This is a genomic window from Streptomyces sp. GL_140, assembly GCF_057834465.1.
In genome coordinates, this window is the sequence record NZ_JBYQMJ010000003.1 from 19,091 (window position 1) to 44,758 (window position 25,668).

At 73.1% G+C, this 25,668-nt stretch carries 21 protein-coding genes; 12 read left to right on the plus strand and 9 right to left on the minus strand.

Annotated elements, in window-relative coordinates; genetic code table 11:
* Positions 1-77 precede the first annotated feature (77 nt).
* Positions 78-1,889 (plus strand): condensation domain-containing protein, encoded by a 1,812-nt coding sequence (locus tag AC3IYJ_RS41450; RefSeq protein ID WP_489403376.1) that lies wholly within the window; start codon positions 78-80, stop codon positions 1,887-1,889.
* Between the two features lie 4 nt (positions 1,890-1,893).
* On the opposite strand, the gene AC3IYJ_RS41455 is transcribed toward AC3IYJ_RS41450, so the two are convergent.
* Positions 1,894-2,808, minus strand: a complete 915-nt coding sequence (locus AC3IYJ_RS41455) for an MBL fold metallo-hydrolase (RefSeq protein ID WP_489403377.1) — start codon at positions 2,806-2,808, stop codon at positions 1,894-1,896.
* Positions 2,809-2,939: 131 nt separating this feature from the next.
* On the opposite strand from AC3IYJ_RS41455, the gene fabG reads away from it, so the two are divergent.
* From fabG to AC3IYJ_RS41485, 6 genes are all read left to right on the plus strand, one after another.
* Positions 2,940-3,725 (plus strand): 3-oxoacyl-ACP reductase FabG, encoded by a 786-nt coding sequence (gene fabG, locus AC3IYJ_RS41460; RefSeq protein WP_489403378.1) that lies wholly within the window; start codon positions 2,940-2,942, stop codon positions 3,723-3,725.
* Positions 3,726-3,745: 20 nt separating this feature from the next.
* Positions 3,746-4,702, plus strand: a complete 957-nt coding sequence (locus AC3IYJ_RS41465; RefSeq protein ID WP_489403379.1) for an aromatase/cyclase — start codon at positions 3,746-3,748, stop codon at positions 4,700-4,702.
* A gap of 77 nt (positions 4,703-4,779) precedes the next feature.
* Positions 4,780-5,514, plus strand: coding sequence for a thioesterase II family protein (locus AC3IYJ_RS41470; protein WP_489403380.1), 735 nt, complete (start codon positions 4,780-4,782; stop codon positions 5,512-5,514).
* On the plus strand, positions 5,511-6,821 hold the full coding sequence (locus AC3IYJ_RS41475; protein WP_489403381.1) for a beta-ketoacyl-[acyl-carrier-protein] synthase family protein: 1,311 nt from the start codon (positions 5,511-5,513) through the stop codon (positions 6,819-6,821). Before AC3IYJ_RS41470 ends, AC3IYJ_RS41475 begins: the two co-directional genes overlap by 4 nt.
* Positions 6,818-8,074, plus strand: a complete 1,257-nt coding sequence (locus AC3IYJ_RS41480; RefSeq protein ID WP_489403382.1) for a ketosynthase chain-length factor — start codon at positions 6,818-6,820, stop codon at positions 8,072-8,074. Before AC3IYJ_RS41475 ends, AC3IYJ_RS41480 begins: the two co-directional genes overlap by 4 nt.
* A gap of 35 nt (positions 8,075-8,109) precedes the next feature.
* A complete protein-coding gene (locus AC3IYJ_RS41485; protein WP_489403383.1) occupies positions 8,110-8,373 on the plus strand; it encodes an acyl carrier protein in 264 nt (87 codons plus the stop codon).
* Between the two features lie 143 nt (positions 8,374-8,516).
* Here the strand turns inward: AC3IYJ_RS41485 and AC3IYJ_RS41490 are convergent, their stop codons facing one another.
* A complete protein-coding gene (locus AC3IYJ_RS41490; protein ID WP_489403384.1) occupies positions 8,517-8,972 on the minus strand; it encodes a nuclear transport factor 2 family protein in 456 nt (151 codons plus the stop codon).
* Positions 8,973-9,113: 141 nt separating this feature from the next.
* Here AC3IYJ_RS41490 and AC3IYJ_RS41495 point away from each other — a divergent pair, with 141 nt between their 5' ends.
* Entirely contained in the window at positions 9,114-10,715 is a 1,602-nt protein-coding gene (locus AC3IYJ_RS41495; RefSeq protein ID WP_489403385.1) for a class I adenylate-forming enzyme family protein, read from the plus strand.
* Between the two features lie 44 nt (positions 10,716-10,759).
* Positions 10,760-12,511: an FAD-dependent oxidoreductase gene (locus tag AC3IYJ_RS41500; protein ID WP_489403386.1), complete on the plus strand. Its 1,752-nt coding sequence runs from the start codon at positions 10,760-10,762 to the stop codon at positions 12,509-12,511.
* A 27-nt stretch (positions 12,512-12,538) separates the two neighbouring features.
* On the opposite strand, the gene AC3IYJ_RS41505 is transcribed toward AC3IYJ_RS41500, so the two are convergent.
* Positions 12,539-13,300, minus strand: a complete 762-nt coding sequence (locus AC3IYJ_RS41505; RefSeq protein ID WP_489403387.1) for a thioesterase II family protein — start codon at positions 13,298-13,300, stop codon at positions 12,539-12,541.
* Between the two features lie 330 nt (positions 13,301-13,630).
* Here AC3IYJ_RS41505 and AC3IYJ_RS41510 point away from each other — a divergent pair, with 330 nt between their 5' ends.
* The gene (locus tag AC3IYJ_RS41510) at positions 13,631-15,409 is read left to right on the plus strand and encodes an acyl-CoA dehydrogenase family protein (protein ID WP_489403388.1); all 1,779 of its coding nucleotides are present in this window, start codon (positions 13,631-13,633) and stop codon (positions 15,407-15,409) included.
* Positions 15,410-15,456: 47 nt separating this feature from the next.
* Complete coding sequence (locus tag AC3IYJ_RS41515; protein ID WP_489403389.1) at positions 15,457-16,290, plus strand: 4'-phosphopantetheinyl transferase family protein; 834 nt, start codon at positions 15,457-15,459, stop codon at positions 16,288-16,290.
* 111 nt (positions 16,291-16,401) lie between these two features.
* Here AC3IYJ_RS41515 and AC3IYJ_RS41520 read toward each other — a convergent pair whose 3' ends face one another.
* A complete protein-coding gene (locus tag AC3IYJ_RS41520) occupies positions 16,402-17,868 on the minus strand; it encodes an MFS transporter (RefSeq protein WP_489403390.1) in 1,467 nt (488 codons plus the stop codon).
* Positions 17,869-18,055: 187 nt separating this feature from the next.
* Complete coding sequence (locus tag AC3IYJ_RS41525; RefSeq protein WP_489403391.1) at positions 18,056-18,472, minus strand: DUF3291 domain-containing protein; 417 nt, start codon at positions 18,470-18,472, stop codon at positions 18,056-18,058.
* Positions 18,473-18,558: 86 nt separating this feature from the next.
* On the opposite strand from AC3IYJ_RS41525, the gene AC3IYJ_RS41530 reads away from it, so the two are divergent.
* Positions 18,559-19,227 carry a MerR family transcriptional regulator gene (locus AC3IYJ_RS41530; protein WP_489403392.1) on the plus strand — a complete coding sequence of 223 codons (669 nt, stop codon included), beginning with the start codon at positions 18,559-18,561 and terminating at the stop codon, positions 19,225-19,227.
* On the opposite strand, the gene AC3IYJ_RS41535 is transcribed toward AC3IYJ_RS41530, so the two are convergent.
* From AC3IYJ_RS41535 to AC3IYJ_RS41550, 4 genes are read right to left on the minus strand one after another with little or no spacing between them, the layout of a single operon-like run.
* On the minus strand, positions 19,208-20,509 hold the full coding sequence (locus AC3IYJ_RS41535) for an NAD(P)/FAD-dependent oxidoreductase (protein WP_489403393.1): 1,302 nt from the start codon (positions 20,507-20,509) through the stop codon (positions 19,208-19,210). The genes AC3IYJ_RS41530 and AC3IYJ_RS41535 overlap by 20 nt on opposite strands.
* A 35-nt stretch (positions 20,510-20,544) precedes the next feature.
* Positions 20,545-22,332: an acyl-CoA dehydrogenase family protein gene (locus AC3IYJ_RS41540; protein WP_489403394.1), complete on the minus strand. Its 1,788-nt coding sequence runs from the start codon at positions 22,330-22,332 to the stop codon at positions 20,545-20,547.
* Positions 22,332-24,053, minus strand: a complete 1,722-nt coding sequence (locus tag AC3IYJ_RS41545; RefSeq protein WP_489403395.1) for an acyl-CoA dehydrogenase family protein — start codon at positions 24,051-24,053, stop codon at positions 22,332-22,334. The genes AC3IYJ_RS41540 and AC3IYJ_RS41545 overlap by 1 nt, the downstream gene beginning before the upstream one ends.
* A complete protein-coding gene (locus AC3IYJ_RS41550; protein WP_489403396.1) occupies positions 24,050-25,660 on the minus strand; it encodes a PfaD family polyunsaturated fatty acid/polyketide biosynthesis protein in 1,611 nt (536 codons plus the stop codon). Before AC3IYJ_RS41550 ends, AC3IYJ_RS41545 begins: the two co-directional genes overlap by 4 nt.
* Positions 25,661-25,668 lie beyond the last annotated feature (8 nt).

A 25,668-nucleotide genomic window follows, 5' to 3' on the forward strand; every position in this document is an offset into this window, starting at 1 on the left:
CACCGTGGCCCACGCTCGTTCCCCTTTGACCCATCGGGTTCGCCCACTCGCGCACACAAGCTCAAGGGAGGGAGTCGATGGCCGCGCCCGCGCCCGTGCCCGCGCCAGTGGCCGTCCAGGCCACCCCGCTCCAGCGCGACGTCCTGCTGGACTCTCTCGCCGGCCCCGTTTCCCCGCTCCACGTCGAGCAGCTGCACTGGCGCTGGTACGGGCCCCTGGACCCGCATCGGTTCACCGCCGCCTGGCAGGCGGTGTTCGACCGCGAGTCGGTGCTGCGCGCCGCCGTGGCCGACCCCCTGCGGGGTGCCTGGCCCCGGATCGCGGTGCACCCCCACACCGTCCCGCACATCACCCGGCACACGCGGGGCGCCGTCGACTGGCAGTCCCTGCTCGTCAGCGAGCGCAGGCGCGAGTTCGACCTGCGCCGGCCCGGCCCGCTGCGCATCGTCGTCCTGGACGAGAGTCCCGCCATGGGGCCGGTCGCCCGGGTCCTGATCACCTACCACCAGGCGCTGTTGGACCGCCGCAGCCTCGACATCCTCATCGGTGCCTTCTACCGGGCCTACCTCGCCGACGGCCGACCCCACGGCGGCGAACGCCGCCCCGACCTGCGCGACCACCGGAACTGGCTGTCCGCCCAGGACCTGGGTCCCGCCCGCTCGTTCTGGTCCGCCGCCGCGCCCCCGCGCCGTGCGGTGACCCTGCCCGCCCGGCTCACGGGCCGCCTCGCCGGGCGTCTCGCCGCCCGGCCCGGCCACGGCCGCACCCGTGAACGGCTCCACTCCTACGAGGCGTTGCGGCTGCGGGAGTGGGCCGCCCACTGCGGCGCCGCCGAGAGCACGGTCCTGCACGCCGCCTGGGCCCTCCTGCTGCACCGGGCGGCCGCGGGCCCCGACCAGCGACCCACCCCCGTCGCGTTCTCCGTGGCGGTGTCGGGCCGCGGCATCCCCCTCGAAGGCGTCGCCTCGCTCCCCGCGCCGCTGCGCAACCCGCTGCCCATGTCCGTGGACGTGGATCCGGCCGGCACCGTCGCGCAGCTGCTCGCCGCGCTGGGCGGCCGGGCCCTGGACATGGCGGCCTACGAGTGGGTCTCCGCCGGGCAGATCCACACCTGGGCGGGCCGCTCCCCGTACGAGGAGGGGCTCACCGAGTCGGTGCTCTCCTTCGAGGCTCCGCCGCAGTTGCGGCCCGGCCGCCCCGGCCCCGGCGGCCTGTACGAGGAACTCGCCGTGCAGGGCGTCCGGGTGGAGCGGCCCGAGGCGGTCGGCCCGCACACCGCGGTGCCGCTGACGCTCGCCGCGCACTACGACACCGTCGGCGAGCTGGTCCTGACGGCCGTCCACGACCGCACCCGGATCGCCGACGAGGACGCGGCCGCGGTCCTCGCCCAGACCGCGCGGCTGCTGCGCGGACTTCCCGCCGCGGGCCGGTCCGCGACCGTGGCCGACGCGCTCGGTCTGCTGGACGGAGCCCTCGTCCCCGCGATGGCGGCCCGCCCGGCCGACCTCCTGACCACCCTGCGCCGGGGCGCCCACCCCGGGGCGGGCACGATCTGCCTGCTCCCCCCGGCGGACGCGCCACCCGGCTGCTACGACCGCTTCGCCGTCGCCCATCCGGGACCCGAGGCGCTGATCGCCCTGGCGGCTCCGGCCGACGCCTCCGCGTGCCTACGGGCGCTGCGCCCCGTCCTCGCGACCGGCGAGTCCCTGCTGCTGGGCTGTTTCTCCGGCGCGGGCGCGGTCGCGTACGAGGTCGCCGACCGCATCGCCGCACACGGCTGGGAACCGCCGGCCGTCGTGGTCGCCGGCCGCGCCGACAACAGCGCCGATTCGGCCCGTGAGCTGTCCCTGGCCCTGGAATCCGCGGCCCGGGCGCGTGCGGCGCACTGATCCGTCAGGCGTGGCAGGCAGGTACTCCCCCGTTGAACTCGGACATCTCCTGGAAGAGGGCGCCCACGTCCAGGGGGTCGCCGGGCGCCGCACCGGCCAGTTCGGCGTACGCCCGGTGCAGGTTCGGTACGAGGCGTTCGGCGTCCAGCAGTGCGGAGAACGGCCCGTCGCCGAGCTCGCGGGCCAGCCGCAGCGGGGTCAGACCGGCCGCGACGCCGAGCCGCGCCTGCTCGGCGAGCCAGCGGAAGTACGCCGCGTTGGATTCGATGAGCTCGGGGCCGCCGACCGGGCCGTGGCCCGGGACGACGGTCTCGGCGCCGAGGGCCCGCAGCCGCTCCATCGCCGCGAGCGACCCGGAGACGGATCCCATCAGGCAGAACGGGGCCACGCCGGACATCAGCAGGTCACCGGCGAACAGCACGCGCTGCTCGGGCAGCCAGACGGCGGTGTCGCCGGTGGTGTGCGCGGCCGGACCCAGGTGCAGCAGCTCGGCCCGTATCCCGCCCGTGTGCAGGGTCAGGGCGTCCCGGTAGGTGACATCGGGCAGCGCGACCTCCAGCTCGCCCCAGCACACGTCCGGCCACAGCCCGGTCAGGGCGAGCCCGGTGGCGGACATCATCGTGCGGGTCTGTTCGTGGGCGAAGACCACCGACTCGGGGAACAGGTAGTTGCCGAAGGTGTGGTCGCCGTGGAAGTGGGTGTTGACCAGTGCGCGCGGCGGAGCCCCCGCGAGCCGCAGCACCTCATCGCGCAGCAGCCGCGCGCGCCGTTCGGTGGCGACGGTGTCGACGAGCAGGGCCTGCCCGTTCGCGCCGACCACGAGGCCCGCGTTGTTCAGGCACCAGCCGCCGTGCGGCTGCACGTAGGCGTGCACCCCGTCCGCGATCTCCGTGGTGGTGGCCTCGACCTGGACGCTCATGTCCGACTCCGTTCTCGTACGGGCCGCCACCCTCGCCCACCGGGGTCGAGCGGTCCTCAAGGCCGGTTCGTGCGGCCGTCGAGGCGTCCAGGACACGGTCAGGGCATCAACGCCGCCGTGGAGGGACCCCGATGACAGCAGAGACGAAGCCGGCCGCCCTGGTCACCGGCGGCACCAGCGGGATCGGTCTCGCCGTGGTCCGGGACCTGGCCGCCCGCGGCCACCGCGTCTTCCTGTGCGCCCGTACCGAGGAGCAGGTCGACACGACCGTCGCCGAGCTGCGCGCCGAGGGCCTCGACGTCGACGGCGCCGCGGCCGACGTGCGCGACCGTGCGTCGGTGGCCGCCCTGGTCCGCGCGGCGGTCGAGGCGTTCGGCCCGATCGGCGTGCTGGTCAACAACGCCGGGCGCAGCGGCGGCGGACCGACCGCCGACATCAGCGACGAGCTCTGGTACGACGTCATCGACACGAACCTCAACAGCGTCTTCCTGATGACGCGCGAGGTGCTCAAGAACGGCGGGCTGGAGGGCGCCCCGTACGGCCGGATCATCAACATCGCCTCGACGGCGGGCAAGCAGGGCGTCGTCCTCGGCGCCCCCTACTCGGCCTCCAAGCACGGAGTCGTCGGCTTCACCAAGGCCCTGGGCAACGAGCTGGCACCGACGGGCGTCACCGTCAACGCGGTCTGCCCCGGCTACGTCGAGACACCGATGGCCCAGCGCGTACGGGCGGGCTACGCGGCCGCGTACGACACCTCCGAGGAAGCGGTCATGCAGAAATTCACCGCGAAGATACCCCTCGGCCGCTACTCCACCCCCGAGGAAGTCGCCGCGCTGGTCGGCTACCTCACCACCGAACTCGCCTCGTCCATCACCTCGCAGGCGCTCAACGTCTGCGGCGGCCTGGGCAACTTCTGACCCCGAAAGAGGACTCAACGATGTCTGCCGGTCCACTCCACCACACCACGCACGAGGTGACCGTGGCCGCGCCCGCCGGGGTGGTCTACGGCCTCATCGCCGACGCGGCCCAGTGGCCGCTGTACTTCCCGCCCAACGTCCACGTCGAGCAGCTCGACTTCGACGGCACCCGCCAGCACCTGCGGATGTGGGCCACGGCCAACGGCAGCGTCAAGTCGTGGACCTCGCGGCGGGTCCTCGATGCGGCGGCACGCCGGATCGACTTCCGCCAGGAAGTGCCGGCCGAGCCGCTGACGTCGATGGCCGGCACCTGGGTGGTGGAACCGCTGAGCCCCTCGCAGTGCAGGCTGACGCTGCTGCACGACTTCACGGTCGCCGGCGACGACGCCGCGGACGTGGCTTGGGTCGAGCGCGCCACCGACACCAACAGCCGCGCCGAGCTGGCCAACCTCAAGCAGCTCGCCGAGGGCTGGACGCTCCTGGACGACCTGGTGCTCTCCTTCAACGACTCGGTGCGCGTCGACGGCCCTGCCGAGCTGGTCTACGAGTTCCTCCACCGGGTCCGCGACTGGCCGCGGCTGGTCCCCCACGTCTCCCGCCTCGACGTCACCGAGGACGAGCCGGGCATCCAGGTGATGTCCATGGACACCCTCACCGCGGACGGCAATTCCCACACCACCGAGTCCGTCCGGGTCTGCTTCCCGCACGCCGGGCGCATCGTCTACAAGCAGACGGCGACACCGCTGCTGATGGCGGCGCACACCGGCGAGTGGTCGATCGAGGAGGACGGGCACGGCGTGCTGGCCACCTCGCACCACGGCGTGCTGCTGCGCCCCGAGAACATCACCCGGGTGCTCGGCGCGGACGCCGGCATCCCCGAGTGCCGCCGCTACGTGCGCGAGGCGCTCGGCCGCAACAGTACGGCCACCCTCGACCTCGCCAAGCGGTACGCCGAGAGCTTCGTCCGTACTGCGTAGGACCGCGGTTCGAGCGGCTCTCCAGCGGGGTTGGGGAGAGTCGGCGGGACGCAGCGGAAGTTTGGGGGAGGACGGCGATGGAGGTACGGCTGCACTGCTTCGCGCACGCCGGGGCCGGCGTGTCCGCGTTCCGGCGGTGGAGCACGTCCGCCGGGAACGGGGTCGAGGTCCTGGCCTGGCCGCTGCCCGGACGCGACCGGCGGCGGCGCGAGGCGCGCATCACCACCCGCGAAGGGCTGCTCGCCGACCTCAAGCCGCTGTTCGACCAGGTGGCCGACGAGCCCGGCGTGCCCTACGTGCTGTACGGGCACAGCCTCGGCGGGCTGGTCGCCTACACCGTGGTGCGCGCACTGGAGGAGGCCGGGCTGCCGCAGCCCGCGCTGCTCGCCATCGGTGCCTGCCCCACGCCCGGTGCCCCCGCCGCGCTCGCCGGCGCGGCGGAACTGCCCGACACCGAACTCGTACAGGTCATGGAGGCCTTCGACGCGGCCCCGGCCGGATTGACGCCCGGCGACCTGTGGCACCGGTGCGTGCTGCCCGTGCTCCGGGACGACCTGCGCCTGGCCCTGGCCCTGCGCGCCGCCGCCGACGCCAAGCTGAGCGTTCCGGTGCTCGCCGTCAACGGCGCCGAGGACCTCCTCGCGGACGCCCGGGCGCTCGACGAATGGGGCGGGTGGACCACCGGACGGCTGGTCCGGCGGACGCTGCCCGGCGACCACTTCTTCGTACGGGACCCACAACTGCCGCGGCTGCTGGGCCGCGCCGCCCGGATCGTGCTGCGCCGGAACACAGAACAGGGAGAAGGGCGATGAGACGAGTCGTCATCACGGGGATCGGGGTCGTGGCCCCCGGCCGCCCGGGGACCAAGGAGTTCTGGGCGCTGTTGACCGAGGGGCGTACGGCCACCCGCGCCATCACCCTGTTCGACGCCTCCTCCTTCCGCTCGCGGATCGCCGCCGAGGCCGACTTCGACCCGATCGAGAACGGGCTGACGCCCGAGGAGAGCATCCGCCTGGACCGGGCCGCGCAGTTCGCCGTCGTCAGCGCCCGCGAGGCCCTGGCGGACAGCGGGATCGGCGGGTTCGTCGACCCCGCGCGGACCGGGGTCACCCTGGGCAGCGCGCTCGGCTGCACCACCGGACTCGACGCCCAGTACGGGGTCGTCAGCGACGGGGGCGCCCGGGACCTGGTAGACCACACCAAGGCCGCGCCCCACCTCTACGACTACTTCGTGCCCAGTTCGATGGCGGCCGAGGTGGCCCGTACCGTCGGAGCGCAGGGACCGGTGTCCCTGGTCTCCACCGGCTGCACCTCGGGCCTCGACGCGATCGGGCACGCCACCGACCTGGTCCGCGAGGGCAGCGCCGACGTGATGGTGACCGGCGCCACCGAGGCGCCCATCACCCCGATCACCGCCGCCTGCTTCGACGCCATCCGCGCCACCTCGACGCGCAACGACGACCCGGCGACCGCTTCCCGGCCCTTCGACGCCACCCGCAACGGCTTCGTGCTCGGCGAGGGCTCCGCCGTCCTCGTCATCGAGGAGTACGAGCACGCCCGCCGCCGCGGCGCGCACATCTACGCCGAGATCGCCGGGTTCGCCTCGCGCAGCAATGCCTACCACATGACCGGCCTGCGCCCGGACGGCGCGGAGATGGCCGAGGCCATCACCGCCGCCCTCGGCGAGGCGGGACTGGCCCCCGGGCGGATCGACTACATCAACGCGCACGGCTCGGGAACCAAGCAGAACGACAAGCACGAGACCGAGGCGTTCAAGCAGAGCCTCGGGCAGCGCGCCCACGAGGTGCCGGTCAGCTCCATCAAATCGATGATCGGCCACTCGCTCGGCGCGATCGGCGCCCTCGAAGTGGCCGCCTGCGCCCTGGCCATCGAGCACGACACGGTGCCGCCGACGGCGAACCTGCACGAGCCCGACCCGGCCTGCGACCTCGACTACACCCCGCTCACCGCACGCGCGCAGCGCACCGACGCGGTGCTGACCGTCGGGAGCGGGTTCGGCGGCTTCCAGAGCGCGATGATCCTGACCAGCCCCGACCTGACCGGCCCCGACCCGACCGGCGCCCACCCGACGAGCCACAGCTTGAAGGCGGAACGATGAGCACTGCCACCGCCACCACCACCGGAGCCCCCGCCGTCACCGGCATCGGCGTGGCCGCCCCCAACGGGCTGGGCACCGAGGCCTGGTGGGCCGCCGTCCTGCGCGGCGAGAGCGGCATCCGCCCCGTCACCCGCTTCGACGCCTCCTCGTACCCCGTCAAGCTGGCCGGCGAGGTGCCCGGCTTCGTCGACGAGGACCACGTGCCCAGCCGGCTGCTCCAGCAGACCGACCGGGTCACCCGGCTGTCGCTGGCCGCCGCCAAGGAGGCCCTGGACGACTCCGGCGCCGACCCCGCCTCCATGCCGCCCTACGCGGCCGGAGTGGTCACGGCGAACTCCTACGGCGGGTTCGAGTTCGGACAGCGCGAGCTGCAGGCGCTGTGGAGCAAGGGCGGCAAGTACGTCAGCGCGTACCAGTCCTTCGCCTGGTTCTACGCCGTCAACAGCGGCCAGATCTCCATCCGGCACGGACTGCGCGGCGCCAGCGGCGTCATCGTCTCGGAACAGGCCGGCGGGCTCGACGCGGTGGCGCACGCCCGCCGCCAGATCCGCAAGGGCGCGCGGCTCGTGGTGAGCGGCGGCATCGACTCCGCCATCTGCCCGTGGGGCTGGGCCGCCCACATCGCGGGCGGCGAACTCAGCACCTGCGAGGATCCGGACCGCGCCTACCTGCCCTTCGACGAGGAGGCGAGCGGGCACGTCACCGGCGAGGGCGGCGCCCACCTCGTACTGGAGGACGCCGAGGAGGCCCGGCTGCGCGGCGCGCGGGTGTACGGGACGATCGCCGGGCACGCGGCCACCTTCGACCCGGCCGACGCGGGCTCCGGCTCCGGCCGGGGCGTCTCCCGGCTCGGCGCCGCCGCCGAACTCGCGCTCGCCGACGCCCGCGTCCGACCCGACGAGGTCGACGTCGTCTTCGCCGACGCCGCGGGCAGCCGCGCCGCCGACCGCCTGGAGGCCGAGGCCGTCGCCGCGCTGTTCGGCCCCGGCGCGGTGCCCGTCACCGCGCCCAAGACCATGACCGGACGGCTCTCCGCCGGAGGCGCCGCCCTCGACCTCGCGGCAGCCTTCCTGGCCCTGCGCGACCAGGTGATCCCGCCGACCACGGGCACCGCGGCGCCCGCCGCCGACTGCCCCGTCGACCTGGTGACCGGAGCCCCCCGGACCGGAACACGGCTGCGCACCGCCCTGGTACTGGCCCGCGGCCGCGGCGGGTTCAACTCCGCCGTCGTCGTCCGCGCCCCGGGCGCATGACCCCCTCGACCCACCCGACGAGAAAGAGGTAAGAGATGGACCGGCTGGAACTCGGCGAACTGACCCGCATCCTGCGGGAGTGCGCCGGAGAGGAGGAAGGCGTCGACCTCGAGGGCGATGTCCTGGACCTGTACTGGGTGGAGCTCGGCTACGACTCCCTGGCGATCCTTCAGACCACCGGCTACATCGAGCGGGAGTTCTCCATCGTGCTCGACGAGGAGGCCTTCGAGGAGGCGGACACCCCGCGCCGCTACCTCGACATGGTCAACCGCGTGCTGGCCGCCCGGGCCACGGTCTGATCCGCACCCCTCCCGCGCCCCCTCCGCACAGCCCTGTACCGCAGCGCCGCCCGGTCCTCCCGGGCGGCTGCGTGCGTTTCGGGTGCCTTCCGCTCGGGTGCCTTCCGCGACGCGGTGTCCGCCGGCCACGGCCACCGGCCCGGTCAGGCCAGATCGTCCCGCGTCACCAGCCGGTGGCTGACCCGCCACCGGCCGCGGCACAGGACCAGGTCGTCCTCCATCACGCACACCCGGTGCACCCGTGACTCGCCGCCGCGCGGCGTCATGTACACCAGCGCGTAGCAGCGGGTGCGCAGCGTGCCGTTCGCCTGCCGCTGCACGTCGAGCATGCCCAGCCAGTGCCGCAGTTGCTCACCGCTCTTGGCCTGCAGCTCCCGGTTGCGCCGCACGTTCGCCGCGAGTGCGGCGCGGCCGCGCACCGGCTCCGGCAGGGTCGGCACGTCGAAGACGGCGTTCTCGGTGAACGTACCCGCCCACGGCTCCGCCTCGAACGAGTCGAAGAGCTGCATCTGGTGCGCGTAGAACTGCTGGACCTCCGCGTACACGAGGCTGAAATCCCGCTCCTGCGGTGGGTGGTCGAGCATCTGGGCGTTCATCATGGCGGGCTCCATTCCGTCGGATCTGCACAGTCTCTGCGGCGTGGATCGAGCGCCCTTCGAAGACTCCTCAAGCGTTCCTGGCCAGGGTGAGGATCCTGCCGCAGTCGCGGCCGCCCCTTCGGGAGCCAGGAGGACGGCACCATGGCGAGACTCGTGTATCCGCAACTCCCGTTGGACGGCCTGCTGCGCCGTGCGGCGCTCCGGGACCCCTCGGGGTGGGCGCTGCGCACCGGAGCGGGGCCGGGGAGCCGGGCCGTCACCTTCGCGGAACTGGATGCCGAGGCCGACCGCTTCGCCGCGTACCTGGAGCACGCCCGCGGCCGTCGCGGGGCCCGGATCGGCATCGCCAACACGCTGGACCCGGTCTTCGCCGCCGCCTACTACGGGACCGCGCGGAGCGGGAACACCGTGGTGCTGGTCAACCCGCTCATCAAGGAGGCCGGGCTGGCCCACGTCTTCGCGGCCGCCGCCGTGGAAGTGGCGTTCGTACCGGCCGCCACCGCCGAACTGCTGGTCAAGCTCCGCGACCGGCTGCCCGCCCTGACCACCGTCGTCGTCACCGACGCGCCCGACGAGGTGGTCCCCGGCGACTGCCTGTCGCTGGCCGCCGTCCTCGACCGGGCGCCCGTACCGGCCGCCCGGCCCCTGGACACCGGCCCCGGCCTCGACGAGGACGTGTGCATCCAGTTCACGACCGGCACCACCGGCCGTCCCAAGGGCGTCCGGCTCACCCACCGCAACCTTGTGGCGAACGCCGCCCAGATCGCCGGAGCACACCGCCTCGACGCGGATTCGGTCACCCTCAACCACCTGCCGCTCTACCACGTCATGCACCTCAACTCGGCGGTGTACGCGGGCGCCTGCCAGGTGCTGGCCACCGACCCCGACCCGGTGGCCTCGCTGGCGCTGGCGGCAGAGACTTCGGCCACCCACTACTACGGGCTGCCGGCCCGCCTGCACGCCCTGGCCCGGGACGAGCGCCCGGCCGGCCCGGTCCCGCACAGCCTCACCGCGGTCCTCTCCGGCGGCACCGCGCTGTCCCCGGCGGCCGCGCGCGCCCTGTCGGAGCGCCTCGGCGTGCCCGTGGTCCAGGGCTACGGGATGGCGGAACTCTCCCCGCTCTCGCACTGCCAGGACCCGCGCAGCCCCAAGAGCGGCTCCGTGGGCCCGGCGGTACCCGGCACCGAATGCCGTGTGGTCGACCTGGAATCGCGGCAGCCGCTCGACGTCTTCGCCACCGGGGAGGTCCAGGTCCGCGGGCCGCAGGTGATGGCCGGCTACCTCGACGACGGCCACGGCGGAGCCGTCCCCTCCCCGATCGACGCCGACGGCTGGTTCTCCACCGGCGACGTCGGCTACCGGACCGAGGACGGCGTGCTGTTCCTCGTGGACCGGCTCGGCGACGTCTTCAAGTACGACAACGAACTCGTCTCGCCCAGCGCCGTCGAGGCGGTCGTCTCCGACGACCCGCGGGTCGCGGAGTGCATCGTCACCGGCTGGCCCGACGCGGTGCACGGGGCGGTCGTGTGGCTCGGCATCGTGCTGCGCGACCCCACCGACCCGGGCCTGCTCGACGTGCTCGACTCCATCGTCGACGCCGCCAACGGGCGGCTGGCCCCCTTCGAGCAGATCCGCCGCGTCGAGGTGCTCGACGCCGTCCCGCGCAACCACGTGGGCAAGCCGGAGCGCCGTGGCCTGCGCCAGGGCATCCGCAGCCGGGCCTCGGCGGAAGCCGGCACGTGAGCGACCCGATCAGCCGTCCGACACAGATCAGAGGAGCAGCCTCCATGGGAACCTTCGCCGCCGCACCGTCCGAGGCAGGCAAGGAGCGGGTACTCGTGGTCGGGGCGGGCCCCGTGGGCCTGACCGCCGCCCACGAACTCGCCCGCCGCGGCCTGCGCGTGCGCGTCGTCGACGCCGCGCCGGGACCGGCCCCTACCAGCCGAGCCGTCGCCGTCCACCCGCGCACCCTGGAGACCTTCGACCAGATGGGCGTCGTGGACGGGGTGCTCGCCGAGGGCCGCAGGAACGGGGCCTTCACGATGTACGCCGGCGGCCGGCGCCTGGTCCGCCTCGAAGCGGACTACGAGTCGATGCCGACGCGTTTCCCGTACACCGTCGTCATCGGGCAGACCCGCACCGAAGGGCTGCTGCGCGACGCCCTCGCCAAGCTCGGCGTCACCGTCGAATGGGGCGTGCGGCTGACCGGCTTCGAGCAGGACCGCGACGGCGTACGAGCCGGCCTGGAGCACCCCGACGGCTCCGTGGAACAGTACGAGGTGCCCTGGCTGGTGGGGTGCGACGGCGGCCACAGCACGGTGCGCAAGCAGCTGAAGCTGCCGCTGCTCGGTGAGTCCAGCGAGACCTGGGAACTCGCCGACGCGTCCGTCGAGATGGACCTGCCGCCCGACACCATCTACTGGGTGCACACCGGCGGACAGGCCCTGATGATGGTCCCCTACCTCCAGGACGGCCGCTGGCGCCTGCTCGACACCGCCCCCGTACGCCGCCCCGGCGACCCGGCGGGATCCGGCGCGGAGGTCTCCCGCCGCTTCTCCGAGAAGCTCAGCGCCGGGCTCGGCCGGCCGGTGCGCGTCGGCGAACCCGAGTGGACCTCCGTCTTCACCTTCCAGCAGCGCATGGTGCCGCGCATGGACGACGGCCGCTGCTTCGTGGCCGGGGACGCCGCCCATGTGCACAGCCCGGCCTCCGGGCAGGGCATGAACACCGGAATCCAGGAGGCGTACAACCTCGCCTGGAAGCTCGCCATGGTGGACCGCGGCGAGGCGGGGGCCGAACTCCTGGCGACCTACGGGCAGGAACGCGTGCCGGTCGGCAAGGCGCTGCTCGGCTCGACCCGCAAGGCCACCTTCCTCGTCCAGTTCAAACTGCACCGGTTCAAGGACGCCATGGCCGGCCTGGCCCTGCCCGTGGTCTTCACCGTCGTGCGCAACGTGCGGCCGCTGCGCCGCGCCATCCAGCGCAAGGTCCTCGGCGGCATGTCGGGACTGCGCCTGGCCTACGAGGAGAGCCCGCTGACCACACCCGGCGAGGGGATGGGGCTGCCCGCGGGCTCCCGGGCGGCCGCGGCCGCGGCCCGCCACCCGGACGACCCCGGGTCGACGGCGCTCAACGCCGAACTGCGCGACACCCGCTGGTCGCTGGTGTGGGCTCAGGCCGGCCCGGGCGAGGCCTCGACCGTCGCGGCGACCGCGGCGGCCTCGTACGGCCGCTGGCTGTCGGTACGCACCGCGGGCGACGGCGCGGGCGGCCCCGGACCGCTGGCCGACCCCAACGGGCGGCTGCGGCGTTCGCTGGGGCTGGAGCCGGGCGGCTGGGTGCTGATCAGGCCGGACGGCTACGTCGCGGCGGGCGGGGCGAAGCTGACCCGGCTCGGCCTGGAGCGGGCGCTGGCGCCGCTGGGGCTGCTCGCGGAGGTCCGGCACATCCGGGGCGCCCGGGGCTTCGTACCGGCCCTCCCGCGGGTTTCGCACGCTTCGGCGCGGCTCACCGGGGAGGCCGAGCCGCGTCGCGCGTGAGGGAGCGCCGCCCCTGTCGGCCCGCGGTCAGCGGGCGGGCAGCAGCTCGGCGCGCAGCAGGTCGAGCAGGGCCGGCCGGTGGGAGTCGAGGTAGAAGTGGCCGCCCGGGAACCAGCGGAAGGTGGTGGCCGCCGCCGTGTGCCTGCGCCAGGCGGTGGCCTCCCGCAGTGTGACCCGGGAGTCCGCGTCGCCATTGAGCACCGTCACCGGGCAGGTCAGCAGCGGTCCAGGGCGGTAGCGGTAGGTCTCGGCGGCCTGCAGGTCGCCGCGCAGGGCGGGCAGGGCCAGGCGCAGCAGTTGCTCGGCGGCCAGGCTGCGGACCGTGCCGCCCGTCCCGCCCAGGTCCAGGACCACCTCCATCAGATGGTCCTCGGCCGCCAGGTGCATGTACGGCTCGTCCCGCTGCGCCGAGGGGGCACGCCGGCCGGACGCGAACAGCGCCACCGGCGGGGTGCTCAGCTCCTGGAGCCGCAGCGCCACCTCGAAGGCGACCATCCCGCCCAGGCTGTGCCCGAACAGGGCCAGCGGCCGGTCGCACCACGGCAGCAGCTCATCGACGACCAGGTCGGCCATCGCGCGGACGTCCGTGACGCAGGGCTCGGCCCGCCGCTCGGCGCGCCCCGGGTACTGCACGGTGAGGACGTCCACATCGGGCGACAGGCCCCGGGACACCGGGAAGAAGTAGGCGGCCGAGCCGCCCGAGTGCGGGAAGCACACCATGCGGACCGCCGCGTCGTCGGTCGGATGGAACCTGCGCAACCAGGTGCCGGTCGCGGTCGTCGTACCCATGCTCGCTCCCAGTTCTTCATGTGCCGCGTTCTTCATGTGCCGCTGCCGCTGATCCGCGCAGCTTCTCCCGCGCGGGTCGAGCGGTCTTCGAAGCCGCCTCGAACGGGCCCCGCGCGCAGGCCGGTGCCCGCGGCCCGGCCGGCGCCGTGGGCCCCGCCGCATCCGGTGTTCCCCGGTCAGGGCTGTACGCGGGCTCGACCGGACGTCGAGCCCGCGCCGTCACGCTGATCGAGCGCGCGTCGACACGACGGGTGCCCGTACACAGGCACGGACCCGCTCCGTGGCTCCGCCCGGCCCGAGCCCCGTGACGAAGGAGCTGATCCACGCCACATGGCCACCACCGAGGTCACCGAGACCACCCTCAGCACCCGGCCCGCCGCAGGCCCGGTCCCCGGCCCCCGCGACGAGGAGAACGCCGCGCTGCGGCGCGCCGCCCGGCTCGACTCCCTCCTGGGCGATCCGTACGACCCCGCCAACCCGCACGGCATCGCCGAGCTGCTCGCCGCCGACAAGCGGGGCGAGCCGCCCGCCGCGACCGAGCAACTGCTCGCCGAGAGCGGACTGGGCGCGGAGTTCGTCCCCGTCGAGTTCGGCGGCCGGCTCACCCGGGCCGACCTGCTCGTCAAGGCCCTGCGCCCGGTGTTCCGCCGCGATGTCGCCCTCGGCTTCGGCTACGGCATCACCTCGCTCTTCAGCACCGCCGCCGTCTGGGCCGCGGGGACCCCCCGGCAGCGCGCCGACACCGCCGGGCTGCTGCTCGACGGCGGGCGGGCCTCGATCGTCCACCACGAGGTCGCGCACGCGAACGCCATCCTGCGCGACGAGTTCACCGCCACCCCCGGCGCGGTCGGCTACACCCTCAGCGGCCGCAAGGACGTCATCATGAACGCGTCCCGGGCGGGCGCGTACGTCGTCTACGCCCGCACCTCGCCCGAACGCGGCCCCCGTAGCCACTCCGTACTGCTGCTGCGCCCCGACGAGCTGCCCGCCGGAGCGGTGGAGCGGCTGCCCCGGGTGCCCACCCCGGGCATGCGCGGCGGGCTCTTCTCCGGCCTGGAGTTCAACGGCTGCCCGGTGCCTTCCAGCGCCCTGGTCGGCCGCCCCGGCGAGGGCGTCGCCCTGGCCCTGCGGACCTTCCAGGTCAACCGCTGCCTGATCCCCGGACTCGCCGTCGCGGCCGCCGACACCGTCCTGCACTCCGCGGTCCGGGCCGTCTCGGCCGGGCGCGAGGGACGTACCGTCCGCCGCTGGCAGAAGCCCCTCACCGGGGTCTTCGCCGACCTGCTGGCCTGCGACAGCATGGCCACCGTCGCGCTGCGCGCGCTCAGCCTGCTGCCCGAGCGGGCCCACGTGCTGGCCGCCGCCGTCAAGTACGTCGTCCCGGACCTGCTGCGCGAGGACCTGGAGGCGCTGTCCTCCGTGCTCGGCTCGCACGGCTACGAGCACGGCAGCCCTCAGTACGGGTCCCTCGACAAGCTGATGCGCGACCTGCCGGTGGCCGGACTCGGCCACGCCGGCACGGCGGCCTGCCAGGCCGTCATCGTCCCGCAGCTGCGCAGCATGGCGGAACGCTCCTGGTTCAGCGCCGAGGAGGCGCCGCCGGAGCTGCTGCGTACCGGGGCCGAACTGCCCGCGCTCGACTACCGGCTGCTCGGCATCGCCAGCGGCGACGACTTCCTGTCCGCTTCGCTGGTCGGCTCGGCCGCCCGCCTGGAGGGCAGCCGCGCCGCCGGCGGCCACACCGCCGTGCTCGGCGAGCTCGCCGAGAGCTTCGTCAACGAACTGCGCGACCTGCGTGCCCGGTGCCTGCGCATCGCCGACGGCCGGGCCGCGCTCACCGATCCCGCCGTGGTCGTCCTCAGCGACCGCTTCGCCCTGGTCCTCGCCGCGGCCTCGGTGCTCGGCATCTGGGAGGGCCAGGACGGCTCGGACCCGTTCCTCGCCGAGCCCGCCTGGGCGGTCCTCGCCCTGACCCGGCTCGGCCGCCGGCTGGGCATCGCCGTACCCGAACTGCCCGACGGCTGCCTGGAACAGGTACTGGACGAACTCGTCCGCCGCTACCGCGCGGGCCTCAGCTGCGACCTCGACGGCCGGGAGCTGGTGCGGTGACCGCGCCCCACGGCCTTCGGCACGACCCTCAGGAGGAACGATTCCCCATGCAGGACCAGCCGGATCCGCCCCGCATCGCGCCGCCCGTGCACGTCCCGGGGCCCGACGGCCCTTGGGACGCGGTGCACGAGGCACTGGACAGCAACGGCAGCGCCGTCGTGTACGCCACCTGGGGGGAATGGCTGACCGCCGCCCTCTCCGACCCGGAACTGCGCCCGCTGCTGGGCCGCGACTGGCAGCGCTACCGCAACACCGCCGACACGGCCGTCCGCTACCGCTTCGTCACGTCCCGGATGATCATCAAGTACACGGCCGCCGCCGCGCTGCGCACCGCGCCCGCCGGACTCGACCTCGCGTACAAGCTCGGGGGCCGCCCCTTCATCCGGGGCCTCGACCAGATCGACGTCAGCCTCAGCCACACGGACGACCTGATCGCGGTCGGTGTCGGGCGCACCGGCCGGATCGGCGTGGACGTGGAGCCGGCCGACCGCAGGATGTCCTACGAACTGCTGCGCGGGCACATGTGCACCCCGGCCGAACACGCCGAGCTGGAGCGGATGTCCCAGGACCGGCAGGCGTCCGAACTGCTGCGGCTGTGGACCCTGAAGGAGGCGTACACCAAGGCTCTGGGCCAGGGCCTGCAGCTGGGCTTCACCGAGTTCGGCTTCGGGCTGGAGAGCGGGGGCCTCATCGGCCCGGACGGGGCCCCGGCCGCCCACGGGGAATGGGCCTTCGCCACCCACCACGTGCTCGGTGGCCGGTACCTGCTCAGCACCGCCTGCCACGACACCGGACTGGACACGGCCAAGGACACCACCGTGCACACGATGCTGGACGCGGCCTTCATGGACGCGGTGGAGGACGCCCTCTTCACGGGCTGACCCGCCGCGCGGTGGGACGCGTACGAGCCCGGCCGACGGATCGTCGGCCGGGCTCGTTGACGCGCGGGGTGCGGGGTGCGGGGTGCGGGGTCCGCGGTGGGGCAGGGGTCGTCAGACCGTGCTCACGGCCGGGGTACGGGCCTCCTCGCTCCCCACCTCGGGAGCCTCGGCGTCCTTCGCTTCGGCGGGCGGAGCCACGTTGCGCGGGATGGCCAGGGCGAACAGGCCGCCGACGAAGACCACGGCCACGCCGACCCAGACGGCCGGGTGCATTCCGTCCACGAACTGCTGTGCGCTCGCGGCGCTTCCGTTGCGCACGAAGACCGTGGAGAGCACGGCGATGCCGAGCGCGCCGCCGATCTCGCGGAAGGTGGTGTTCGCGCCCGAGGCCTTGCCCTGCATGTCCTGCGAGACCGAGCCGAGCACGACCGCAGCCGTCGGGGCGAAGGCGAAGCCCATGCCGGCGCCGCCGAGCATCATCGCGGCGAACATGTGGGAGTACGGGGTGTTGTCGGTGGCCACCAGGTTGATCCAGGCGAGGCCCGCCGCCTGGAGGAAGAGGCCGAGCGCCATGAGGCGGCCGCCGCCGACGCGGTCGGTGAACGCGCCCGCCAGCGGAGCGATGAACATCGGCATCAGCGTCCAGGCCAGGGTCAGCAGACCGGCGTGGAGCGGGGTGCGGTGCGGGGCGATCTGGAGGTACTGGGAGAGCAGGAAGATCGAGCCGAAGACGCCGAAGTACATCGTCGCGGAGACGATGTTGGTCATGACGAAGGCGCGGAGGCGGTAGAGGCCCAGCGGCAGCACGGGCTGGGCGGCGCGGGCCTCCCAGAGCACGAAGGCGACGAGCAGCACGGCGCCGCCGGCGAACGCGCCCAGGATGCGGCCGTCGCTCCAGCCGTCCTCGGAGCCGTTGACGATCGCCCAGACCACGGAGGTCAGGCCGCCGGTGGCGAGCACCATGCCGAGCGGGTCCAGCCGGGCTCCGGCCAGCTTGCTCTCGTCGAGGACCTTGAGCACCAGCGGAATGGCGATCACGCAGACGGGGACGTTGATCCAGAAGATCCACTGCCAGGCGATGCCGTCGACCACGGCGCCGCCGACGACCGGGCCGAAGGCCACGGCGAGGCCGCTGAACGCGGACCAGAGGCCGAGGGCCAGGCTGCGCTTCTTGGCGGGCACCGCCTGCGCGAGCAGCGTCATCGACAGCGGCATGACGGCGGCCGCGCCGATGCCTTGCAGGGTGCGGCCGGTGATCAGCTCGGTGGTGGTGTCGGAGAGTCCGCAGTAGATGGAGGACAGCGTGAAGATCGTGATGCCGAGCACGAAGATCTTGCGGCGGCCGAAGCGGTCACCGAGGGCGGCTCCGGTGAGCAGCAGGCAGGCGAACGCCAGTACGTAGGCGTTGACGAACCACTGGAGGTCCTGCGTGTCGGCCTTCAGTTCGCGGGCGAGGGTGGGCAGGGCGGTGGACACCACGAGGTTGTCCAGCGCGACCATGAACATGGGGACGCTGGCCGCAACGATCGACAGCCACAGCGGGACGCGGCGAGTCGCGCCGCCATCTAGCGTGCTCATAAGGAGTTCTCCAGAAGAGAAGGGGTCACCCGCGGGGTCCCCGCGGGGCGGGAGGGTGATCGGAAGCACTGGGCGGCGCGGCTGTGGGAGCCCGGCCCGGGGCGGGGGTTCCCCGGGCCGGGAGTGGAGAGGGGGACGCGGCCGGGAGCGTGGGGAGGGGCCGCGACCGGGAATCGGGACGTGCGGGTCACGAGTCGGTCTTGGCGGAATCCGCGAGGAACTGCGCGTCGAGGCGCTTCCTGGCATCCGTCCAGTCGAGCGGAAGACCGGACAGCGGAAGCTCCCAGAAGGTGAAGACGGAGGTGCGCATGGTGGAGCGGAGCTCGCCCATGATGCTGCGGTGCGGTTCCGCCCTGGCGTAGGCGTAGACGGCTTCGCGGCTCTCCCAGGCGGACAGCGTCCAGAAGGTGCGCTTGAGGGGCTGTGCGATCAGGGAGGCTTCGACCGCTCCCGGCGAGGTCTTCAGCTGGGCCCAGGCGGAGAGCGCCCGCAGGAAGAAGCGAGGCACGTCGGAGCCGGACTTCACCTCGAAGCGCGAAGCCATGACGTACACCCGGGCGTCGGTGGGGAGCGGGTTGCTGCTCTTCCAGGAAAGTTTCGGCACCGGAACTCTCGCCTTCAGTATTGGGGAGTGGCAGTATCCATAGTAGAGAGTGGAACTGTCCAATAGCTAGTCGAGAGCAGGAACTGATGCGCATCTCCGAGTTGAGCCGCCGCAGCGGGGTGCCGGTCACGACCATCAAGTACTACCTCCGCGAGGGATTGCTTCCGCCCGGCCGTCCTACGGCCGCGAACCAGGCGGACTACGACGAGTCGCACGCCCGGCGGCTTCGGCTCGTCCGGGCCCTGGTCGGGGTCCGGGGTCTGAGCGTCAGCGCCGCCAAGGACGTACTCGGCGGGATCGGTGAACACGAGGGTGATGTCCACCAGCTCCTCGGCATCGTCCTCGGATCAGTGGGAACGGCGGGCGCCGCCGCGGCCGCACCGGCCGGGGAAGAGCCGCCGCGTCCCCGCATGGCCGAGGTGGACGCCCTCCTGGACTCCCTGGGCTGGGAGGTCTCGGACAACGCCCCCACCAAGGGGGTGATCGCCGAGACCCTGCAGACGCTGGGCGACCTCGGCATCGAATACGACTGGAAGCGCCTGGTCCCGTACGCGGAACTCGCCGGGCAGATCGCCTCCGTGGACCTCGACGGGATCCAGGACCTGGCGGACCCCCTCGAACAGGCCGAGCGGGCCCTGGTGCTGACCTTCCTCCTGGAACCGGTGCTGATGGCCCTGCGCCGGCTCGCGCAGGAACACCAATCGGCCGCCCGCCGCCGCGGCCCCGGGCAGGACATCAGCCCTGAAGCTCCTTGAGCAGTTGGGCCGCGGCCTCGGCGCCCGAGGAGAAACCGGCCTCGTGCGAGCCGATCTGGTCCCAGCCCAGCTTCTTGGAGTGGAAGTAGGAGCCGGCCAGCTTCACCCGCGTGCCCTCGTTGACGTTGTATATGTCCGCCTGGAGGTTGCGGACGTGGATGTCGATGATCGGGTGGGTGTACGGGAACTCCGCGATCACCGTCTCCTGGTCGACCTCCAGCGGGTAGTCGAGCGTGACGAAGTAGTCCTTCTCGGCTGTGAAGCCGTGCAGCTTGTTCATGTAGTACGCGACGTACTGGCGCGCCTCGCCCCCCGCCTCGACCTGGCCGTAGTTCCACGCCTCCCAGCGGTCCTTGGTGGGCGGCATCACCGACGGGTCGGTGTGCAGCACCACGCGCGAGGAGCTGTAGCGGACCGGCGTCAGGACCTCCTTCTGGCGCGCGCTCGGGTTGGCCAGCAGCGCGAGGGCCTCGTCGGCGTGGGCGCCCACGATGACGTAGTCGAACGTCTCGCTGCCCTTCGCCGTGGTGACCGTGGCCCCGGAGCCGTCCTCCGCCTGGTGGATCGCGGTGACCGGCTCGGCCGTGCGCAGCTCGGCGCCGATCGCGGCGATCGCCTTGCGGACGTATGAGATGGAACCGCCGCCGACGGTCCGCCAGTCCACCCGGCGCCCGCCGAGGCCGCCCTCGTCGTGTCCCAGGTAGAAGGCGATCACGGTCGAGGCAGGGATCTCCCAGATCAGCTCGGCCGGCACCGACCACACGGCGGAGCAGAGCAGGATCACGTACGAGTAGCGGAAGGCCTGGCTGTAGTTGCCGCGGTCGAGGTACTCGCCGAGGGGGATGTCCGCCTTCTTGCGCAGGAAGTCGCGACGACCCTCCTCGTGGAAGCGGCGGGCCTCGCGCCAGATGGTGACGAACTCCTCCGAGTAGCGGGCGGTGACCTCCTCCTCGCTCAGGTCGAGCTCGTCGGTGCCGTACTCCAGCCCGCTGTCCAGGTCGAAGAAGTTGAAGCCGCCGAGGTGCTCGACGGCCTCCACGCCCAGCTCGTCGAAGAAACCGAACAGGTTCGGGTACGCCGGCCGGTTGAACACGACGAAGGCCGTGTCGATCCCGAGGACCTGGCCGTTCTCCTCGACCTCGACGGTGTTGGCGTGTCCGCCGAGCCGGTCCTCCCGTTCGAAGATCGTGATCTGGGCGTGGTCGCGCAGGTGGTACGCGGCGGAGATCCCGGCGACGCCTGCGCCGACGACCGCGACGCGGGGAGTGGGATTCTGCGACATGGGAGAGTCCTTCACAGTCAGGTTCAACGGCGGTGTCAGGTGCGGGCGGCGGAGAGGTCGGTGACGCGATCTGCGAGCGGGAACTGCCAGTGCGAGAAGAGCCGGTTCTCCCGGTGCAGATGCCGCAGCACCTGCATCACGTCGTCGATCACGGACTGGTCCGTGACCGCCTCGTGCGGGTACAACTCCCTGCGTACGCGCTCCAACTGGAGCAGCAGTAGAGCGGCGCTGGGAAGCGGGTCCTCGAGCGCCTCGTGCGAGTGAACGTAAGTGAGCACGATCGCCGCCGCGGCGTGCACGAGGCAGTACTCCTTGGACAGGTCGAACAGCTCCGCCGACTGACCGAAGCCGCGGCCCAGCCGGGCCTTGAGCTCGGCGGCCTTCGAGGCCAGGACACCGATCCGGCCGATCATCTCTTCGGCGACGTCCGCAGCGGCCAGCAGCCGCTCGCGGTCCGCGTCCTTCGCGATCTCCCGGAGCCGGCGCACCCCGTCGGGGCCAGCCAGCACCGCGTCGTCCAGGCCGCCGCGGCTGAACAGCTCCTGCCGGGAACCGTCGTAGACCGGTAGCTCGCGGTCCATGCCGAACAGCGTGGCGGCACGCTCGGCCGCTGCGTCGCGGACCTCCTGCGTCGCACTGCCGGCCGTGGCCAGCAGGCCCTCCAGCTGCTGCCCGATGTTGCGCAGGTTCACCACGGTGTTGCCGTCCGCGATGTTGGCGACCAGGAGATCGCGCAGCATCTTCTGGTACGGCCCGTAGTGCGGGTGGGCGCGCAGGAAGTAGCGCGCCCCCAGGACCACGTTCAGTTGCGACATGGTCTTCTCGAGCAGCGTCGGCGCCAGGTACTTGACCACCGACGACCAGATGCTCAGCTGCTCCGGCGCGGCCTGGATGCTGCGCACCGCGCCCAGGCTCAGCGCGTCCGCGATCATCAGGTCGGCGAACGCCTCGCACAGCTGGCGGCGGCTGTAGGGGACGTCGCTGACCACTCCGCCGAACAGCACCCGCTGCTCGGTGAAGTCGAGGGTGAGCCTCAGCCCGGTGTCGACGGCCGACATCGACAGGCTGCTGATCACGGCGCGCGCCACCTGCGTGGACTTCAGCGCGATCTCCAGCCCCTGGCCCTCGCCACCGACCAGCGCGGAGTCGGGTACGAAGGCGCCCTTGACCTTCAGGCCGCTGAGGTCGAGCGCCCGCAGTCCGTGCAGCTTCTCGACCGGCAGCTCCTCGACCGCATCGGCTTCGACCTGCCACTTGTCCAGGATGAAGAGGGAGTACGCACCGGGGCCGTTGCGCTTGCCGGTGCGGGCGCACAGGACCATCGTGTCGGCGACCGTGGCATTGCCGATCAGCCACTTCTCGCCTGTGAGCAGCCAGCCCCCCTCGGTCTTCTCGGCGACCATCTCGTTCGCGATCAGGTCGCTGCCGTGGGCGCGTTCGGTCAGCCCCCAGGAGAGCCCGCCGCCCCGCTTCATGTGCGCGATCAGCCGGCTCTTCTGCTCGTCGGTGCCCGCGATCCACACCGGCATGAAGCTGAGGTTGGTGATCACCAGTGCGGTGGCGGTGGTGGAGTCGCGGCGCGCGACCAGCCGCATCAGGTTGAACCCGGTCTCCACGTTGCCGGCCCGGCCGCCCTGCTCGGCGGGCAGCGAGTACTCGTGCACGCCCCAGCGCCGGAGCTGGCTGACGAAGCCGAAGGGGTACTCCTCGTGCTCGTCGTGGTCCAGCACCCTGTTGAAGGAGATCCGGCTGCCCGGGTCGTGCGGGTCGCCGAGGTACTCCTCCAGTTCCGCGGCCAGTGCGGTCAGATCGGACTTGGACATCAGGACTCTTCCTGTCGGGTCGTGGTGGCCAGCCGTACGGGCAGGGCGGTGAACAGCCGGCCGGACGCGCGCAGCGCCAGGACCGCGTCGAGCGCGGGCGCCAGCGCGGCGCCCCGTCCGCGCGGGTCCGTGCCTTCGGCGCGCGCCAGCAGGTAGCCGAGCACCGCGCCCAGCCAGCCGACGCTGCCGGGCTCGGTGCCGTACAGCGACCGGTCGCGGTTGGCCGCCCACAGGTGGACGGCGCAGCCGGCGGTGTGCAGCCACGCGTACCGCTCGGCCGCGTCCACCAGGGCGTTCGGGTCCGCGCCCGGAAGGCGGGCCGCCCGGGTCAGCTCGCCGAGGCCGGCGACGGCCGCGGCGAGCTCCGCCACCAGGGCCGCCACGGGGGCGGTGCCCTCGTCGGCGGCCAGGGCCCCGGAGGCGGCCGAGGCCGCCTCCGGGAGGGCGGCGAGGACCGGGTCCACGCCGCGGGCGAACATGTCGAGCCGGGAGGGCTCGTACGGGGGCAGTACAGCGTCCAGGGTGAACACGGTGGCGACCGCCGCCGGATCGGCCGGGGCCGCGCCCTCGGTGAGGGTGGGCACCTGGCCGGCGTAGGACTTCAGGTTGGCCAGCGTGCTCGCGTCGATCACGCGGACCACGGCCGAGTCCCGCTGGAGCTTCTGGAACAGGCCCGCCCCGCCCTCGCCCTCCCGCAGCACCGACCGGGTGGCCAGTACCGCTCCGGCCCGCCGGATCAGCTCGTCCGAGGCCTCCGCCACCACGTGCTTGGCGGCGAGCGCCCAGACCGAGAACGCCTCCGGCACCACGTGCACCCCGCGCGCCGCGGTCAGCGAGGCCACGTCCGCGGCGAGCAGCGCGGCCGCGGCGACCGACAGCTCACGGCGCGGCCACGGCGAGGCGGTCAGCACCGCACGGCCGACCTTGCGCTCCACGGCGAAGTCCAGGGCGAGGCGGACGGCGCTGTCCGCGATGCCCAGGCTGCCGGCCATGCTCATCAGGCGGACCGCCTGCTGCGCCTTGACGGCCGCCTCCAGTCCTTCGCCCTCCTTGCCGACCCGGGCGCCGTCCGGCACCTGGAACCCGGTGAAGCGCAGCCGGGCCAGGTCGATCCCGCGCATTCCGTTGGTACGGGCGGCCGGAGCGCGCTCGAGGCGCCCCTCGGGCGCGTTCCGCAGGTCCAGCAGGACCGCGGAGAAGGCACCGGGGCCGCGCTCGCCGGTGCGGGCGATCACGTAGACCGCCTCGCACCGCATGCCGAGCCCGACCATCCACTTCTCGCCGTCCAGCAGCCCCTCGGGGCTCAGGCGCACCTGGTTGGTCAGCAGGTCGCTGCCGTGCTCCGCCTCCGTGAGCGCGAAGCCCACGGCGCCTCCGCCGCGCAGGATCTCGGCGGCCAGCTGCTGCTGCTCCACCGTCCCGTGCAGCTGGAGGCAGGTCGCCGCGATGATGCTGAACATCGTGCCGGGCATGATGTTGACGTCCCGCCGGGCCGCCGACCGCACGAGGGTCAGACTCCGGTCGAACGACTCGAACGCCCCGCCCCACTCCTTGGGCAGGTAGTTGAGGTGGAACCCCGCCCCGGCCAGCTCCGCGCAGAACTCGGCCGGGAACTCCTCGCGCTCGTCACGGCCGACGGCCGCGGCGAACCCGTACGGGTTGGAGTCGTCGGCGGGGTCGCCGAGCAGCGTCTCCAGTTCCTCCGGGGTCAGCAGGCTCATGGCAACTCCGGCGAGGTCTCCAGCGGCACCGGGCGGTAGTCCGCGGCGGTGGCCGGGATGTGCACGCCGGCGTTGCGCAGCTGCGCCAGCCGGGTGTGGAAGGCGGCGCCCCGCATCAGGTGGTGGGCCACTTCGGCGACCCGGCGGTTGCCGGGCGTCTTGAGGTAGCTGCCGGTCACCCAGTCGTTGAAGGAGCCCATCGCCGGACCGCACCAGACCTGGTAGTCCATGGCGCGGTCCGCGTCACCGGTGACCGCCCAGCGCGAGGCCATTCCCAGGTACCACCGGAAGACCAGGGCCATCCGGCGCTTGGGGTTGCCGGCCGCGCGCTCCAGCTGCTCCGGGTCGCGGCGCGAGAAGTAGCTGACGCACTCCTGCCAGACGTCCTCCAGGGGCCGGCGGAAGACCTGCGTCTCCAGCTTGGTCCGGTCGGCCTCGGGGATCGACTCCAGCCCGTCGTACGCCTGGTACAGCTCGTACAGCCGACGGGCCCGCATCGGGAAGAAGGTGCCCTTCTTGAGGACCTGGAGGTCCACGCCCATCTCGAACATGTCGGCCGCCGGAGCCATCTCGCAGTCCGCGATGCCGGCCTCGGCGAGCATCGCCTTGGCCGCCGTGGAAGCGCCCGACTCCAGGCAGGACTGGTTGACGGAGCCGGTGACCGCGTACGCGGCGCCCATCGCGTAGGCCGCGGCCATCGCCACGGGCGTGCCCAGCCCGCCGCCCGCGCCGACCCGGATCGGGGAGGCGTAGTGGTACTCGCGCTGCATGGTGTCGCGCAGCCGCAGGATGGTCGGCAGCAGCGCGGGAAGCGGGCGCCGGTCGGTGTGGCCGCCGGAGTCCGCCTCCACGGTGATGTCGTCGGCCAGCGGCAGATGCCGGGCCAGCTCGGCCTGCTCGGAGGTGACCAGGCCCTGCTGCACCAGAGCGTTGACGAGGGCCGCGGGGGCCGGGCGCATGAACAGGCTGGCCGTCTCGGTCCGGGAGATCTTGGCGATCAGCCGGTTGTCGGCGACGACCCGGCCGTCGGCGTCCCGGCGCAGGCCCGCCAACCGGTAGCGCACCACGTGCTGGGTGAGGTCCATGTAGGCGGACGCCTCCACGCAGCGCACCCCGTGGCGCAGGAAGAGCTCGACGGCCTCCCGCTCCAGCCGGTCCTCACTGGGGCTGTGGATCAGGTTGACGGCGAAGGGCAGTCCGGGGATCTCGGTGGCGAACCGGGTCAGCGCCCGCTCGATGTGCTCGGGCAGCAGTCCGGCGGCCCCGAAGGAGGCCAGGAACCCCTCCTTGGCCAGGGCGATCACCATGTCGGCGGACGCGATGCCACCGGCCATCGCACCGGCCATGTAGGCGTAGCGCACGCCGTGGGCGGCGAGGAAGGAGGCCGAGCCCAGCCGCTCCGGGGGGAGCGGCTGCGCGGCGGCGAGCAGCGGCAGGCCGTCGCCGTCTGCGGTGGCGAAACCGCCGGCGGCGGCACCGATGCCCTCACGGGTGACGGTGATGAAACACGGGTGTTCGAGGTCGGCCAGCACTTGGTAGATACCGGCCGGGTCGATGCTCGGGTTGCGCTCTCCGTACCACCGGAGAGGGGTCTCGAGAGTGTCCATGGGGAACG

What these genes read in the sequence shown, in the direction of transcription:
- AC3IYJ_RS41490 (WP_489403384.1), bottom strand. Translation starts at nt 8,972, where the DNA reads ATGATGAACGCCCAGATGCTCGACCACCCACCGCAGGAGCGGGATTTC.
- AC3IYJ_RS41480 (WP_489403382.1), top strand. Translation starts at nt 6,818, where the DNA reads ATGAGCACTGCCACCGCCACCACCACCGGAGCCCCCGCCGTCACCGGC.
- AC3IYJ_RS41515 (WP_489403389.1), top strand. Translation starts at nt 15,457, where the DNA reads ATGCAGGACCAGCCGGATCCGCCCCGCATCGCGCCGCCCGTGCACGTC.
- fabG (WP_489403378.1), top strand. Translation starts at nt 2,940, where the DNA reads ATGACAGCAGAGACGAAGCCGGCCGCCCTGGTCACCGGCGGCACCAGC.
- AC3IYJ_RS41510 (WP_489403388.1), top strand. Translation starts at nt 13,631, where the DNA reads ATGGCCACCACCGAGGTCACCGAGACCACCCTCAGCACCCGGCCCGCC.
- AC3IYJ_RS41540 (WP_489403394.1), bottom strand. Translation starts at nt 22,332, where the DNA reads ATGTCCAAGTCCGATCTGACCGCACTGGCCGCGGAACTGGAGGAGTAC.
- AC3IYJ_RS41450 (WP_489403376.1), top strand. Translation starts at nt 78, where the DNA reads ATGGCCGCGCCCGCGCCCGTGCCCGCGCCAGTGGCCGTCCAGGCCACC.
- AC3IYJ_RS41495 (WP_489403385.1), top strand. Translation starts at nt 9,114, where the DNA reads ATGGCGAGACTCGTGTATCCGCAACTCCCGTTGGACGGCCTGCTGCGC.
- AC3IYJ_RS41505 (WP_489403387.1), bottom strand. Translation starts at nt 13,300, where the DNA reads ATGGGTACGACGACCGCGACCGGCACCTGGTTGCGCAGGTTCCATCCG.
- AC3IYJ_RS41470 (WP_489403380.1), top strand. Translation starts at nt 4,780, where the DNA reads ATGGAGGTACGGCTGCACTGCTTCGCGCACGCCGGGGCCGGCGTGTCC.
- AC3IYJ_RS41530 (WP_489403392.1), top strand. Translation starts at nt 18,559, where the DNA reads ATGCGCATCTCCGAGTTGAGCCGCCGCAGCGGGGTGCCGGTCACGACC.
- AC3IYJ_RS41485 (WP_489403383.1), top strand. Translation starts at nt 8,110, where the DNA reads ATGGACCGGCTGGAACTCGGCGAACTGACCCGCATCCTGCGGGAGTGC.
- AC3IYJ_RS41550 (WP_489403396.1), bottom strand. Translation starts at nt 25,660, where the DNA reads ATGGACACTCTCGAGACCCCTCTCCGGTGGTACGGAGAGCGCAACCCG.
- AC3IYJ_RS41475 (WP_489403381.1), top strand. Translation starts at nt 5,511, where the DNA reads ATGAGACGAGTCGTCATCACGGGGATCGGGGTCGTGGCCCCCGGCCGC.
- AC3IYJ_RS41520 (WP_489403390.1), bottom strand. Translation starts at nt 17,868, where the DNA reads ATGAGCACGCTAGATGGCGGCGCGACTCGCCGCGTCCCGCTGTGGCTG.
- AC3IYJ_RS41535 (WP_489403393.1), bottom strand. Translation starts at nt 20,509, where the DNA reads ATGTCGCAGAATCCCACTCCCCGCGTCGCGGTCGTCGGCGCAGGCGTC.
- AC3IYJ_RS41465 (WP_489403379.1), top strand. Translation starts at nt 3,746, where the DNA reads ATGTCTGCCGGTCCACTCCACCACACCACGCACGAGGTGACCGTGGCC.
- AC3IYJ_RS41545 (WP_489403395.1), bottom strand. Translation starts at nt 24,053, where the DNA reads ATGAGCCTGCTGACCCCGGAGGAACTGGAGACGCTGCTCGGCGACCCC.
- AC3IYJ_RS41455 (WP_489403377.1), bottom strand. Translation starts at nt 2,808, where the DNA reads ATGAGCGTCCAGGTCGAGGCCACCACCACGGAGATCGCGGACGGGGTG.
- AC3IYJ_RS41500 (WP_489403386.1), top strand. Translation starts at nt 10,760, where the DNA reads ATGGGAACCTTCGCCGCCGCACCGTCCGAGGCAGGCAAGGAGCGGGTA.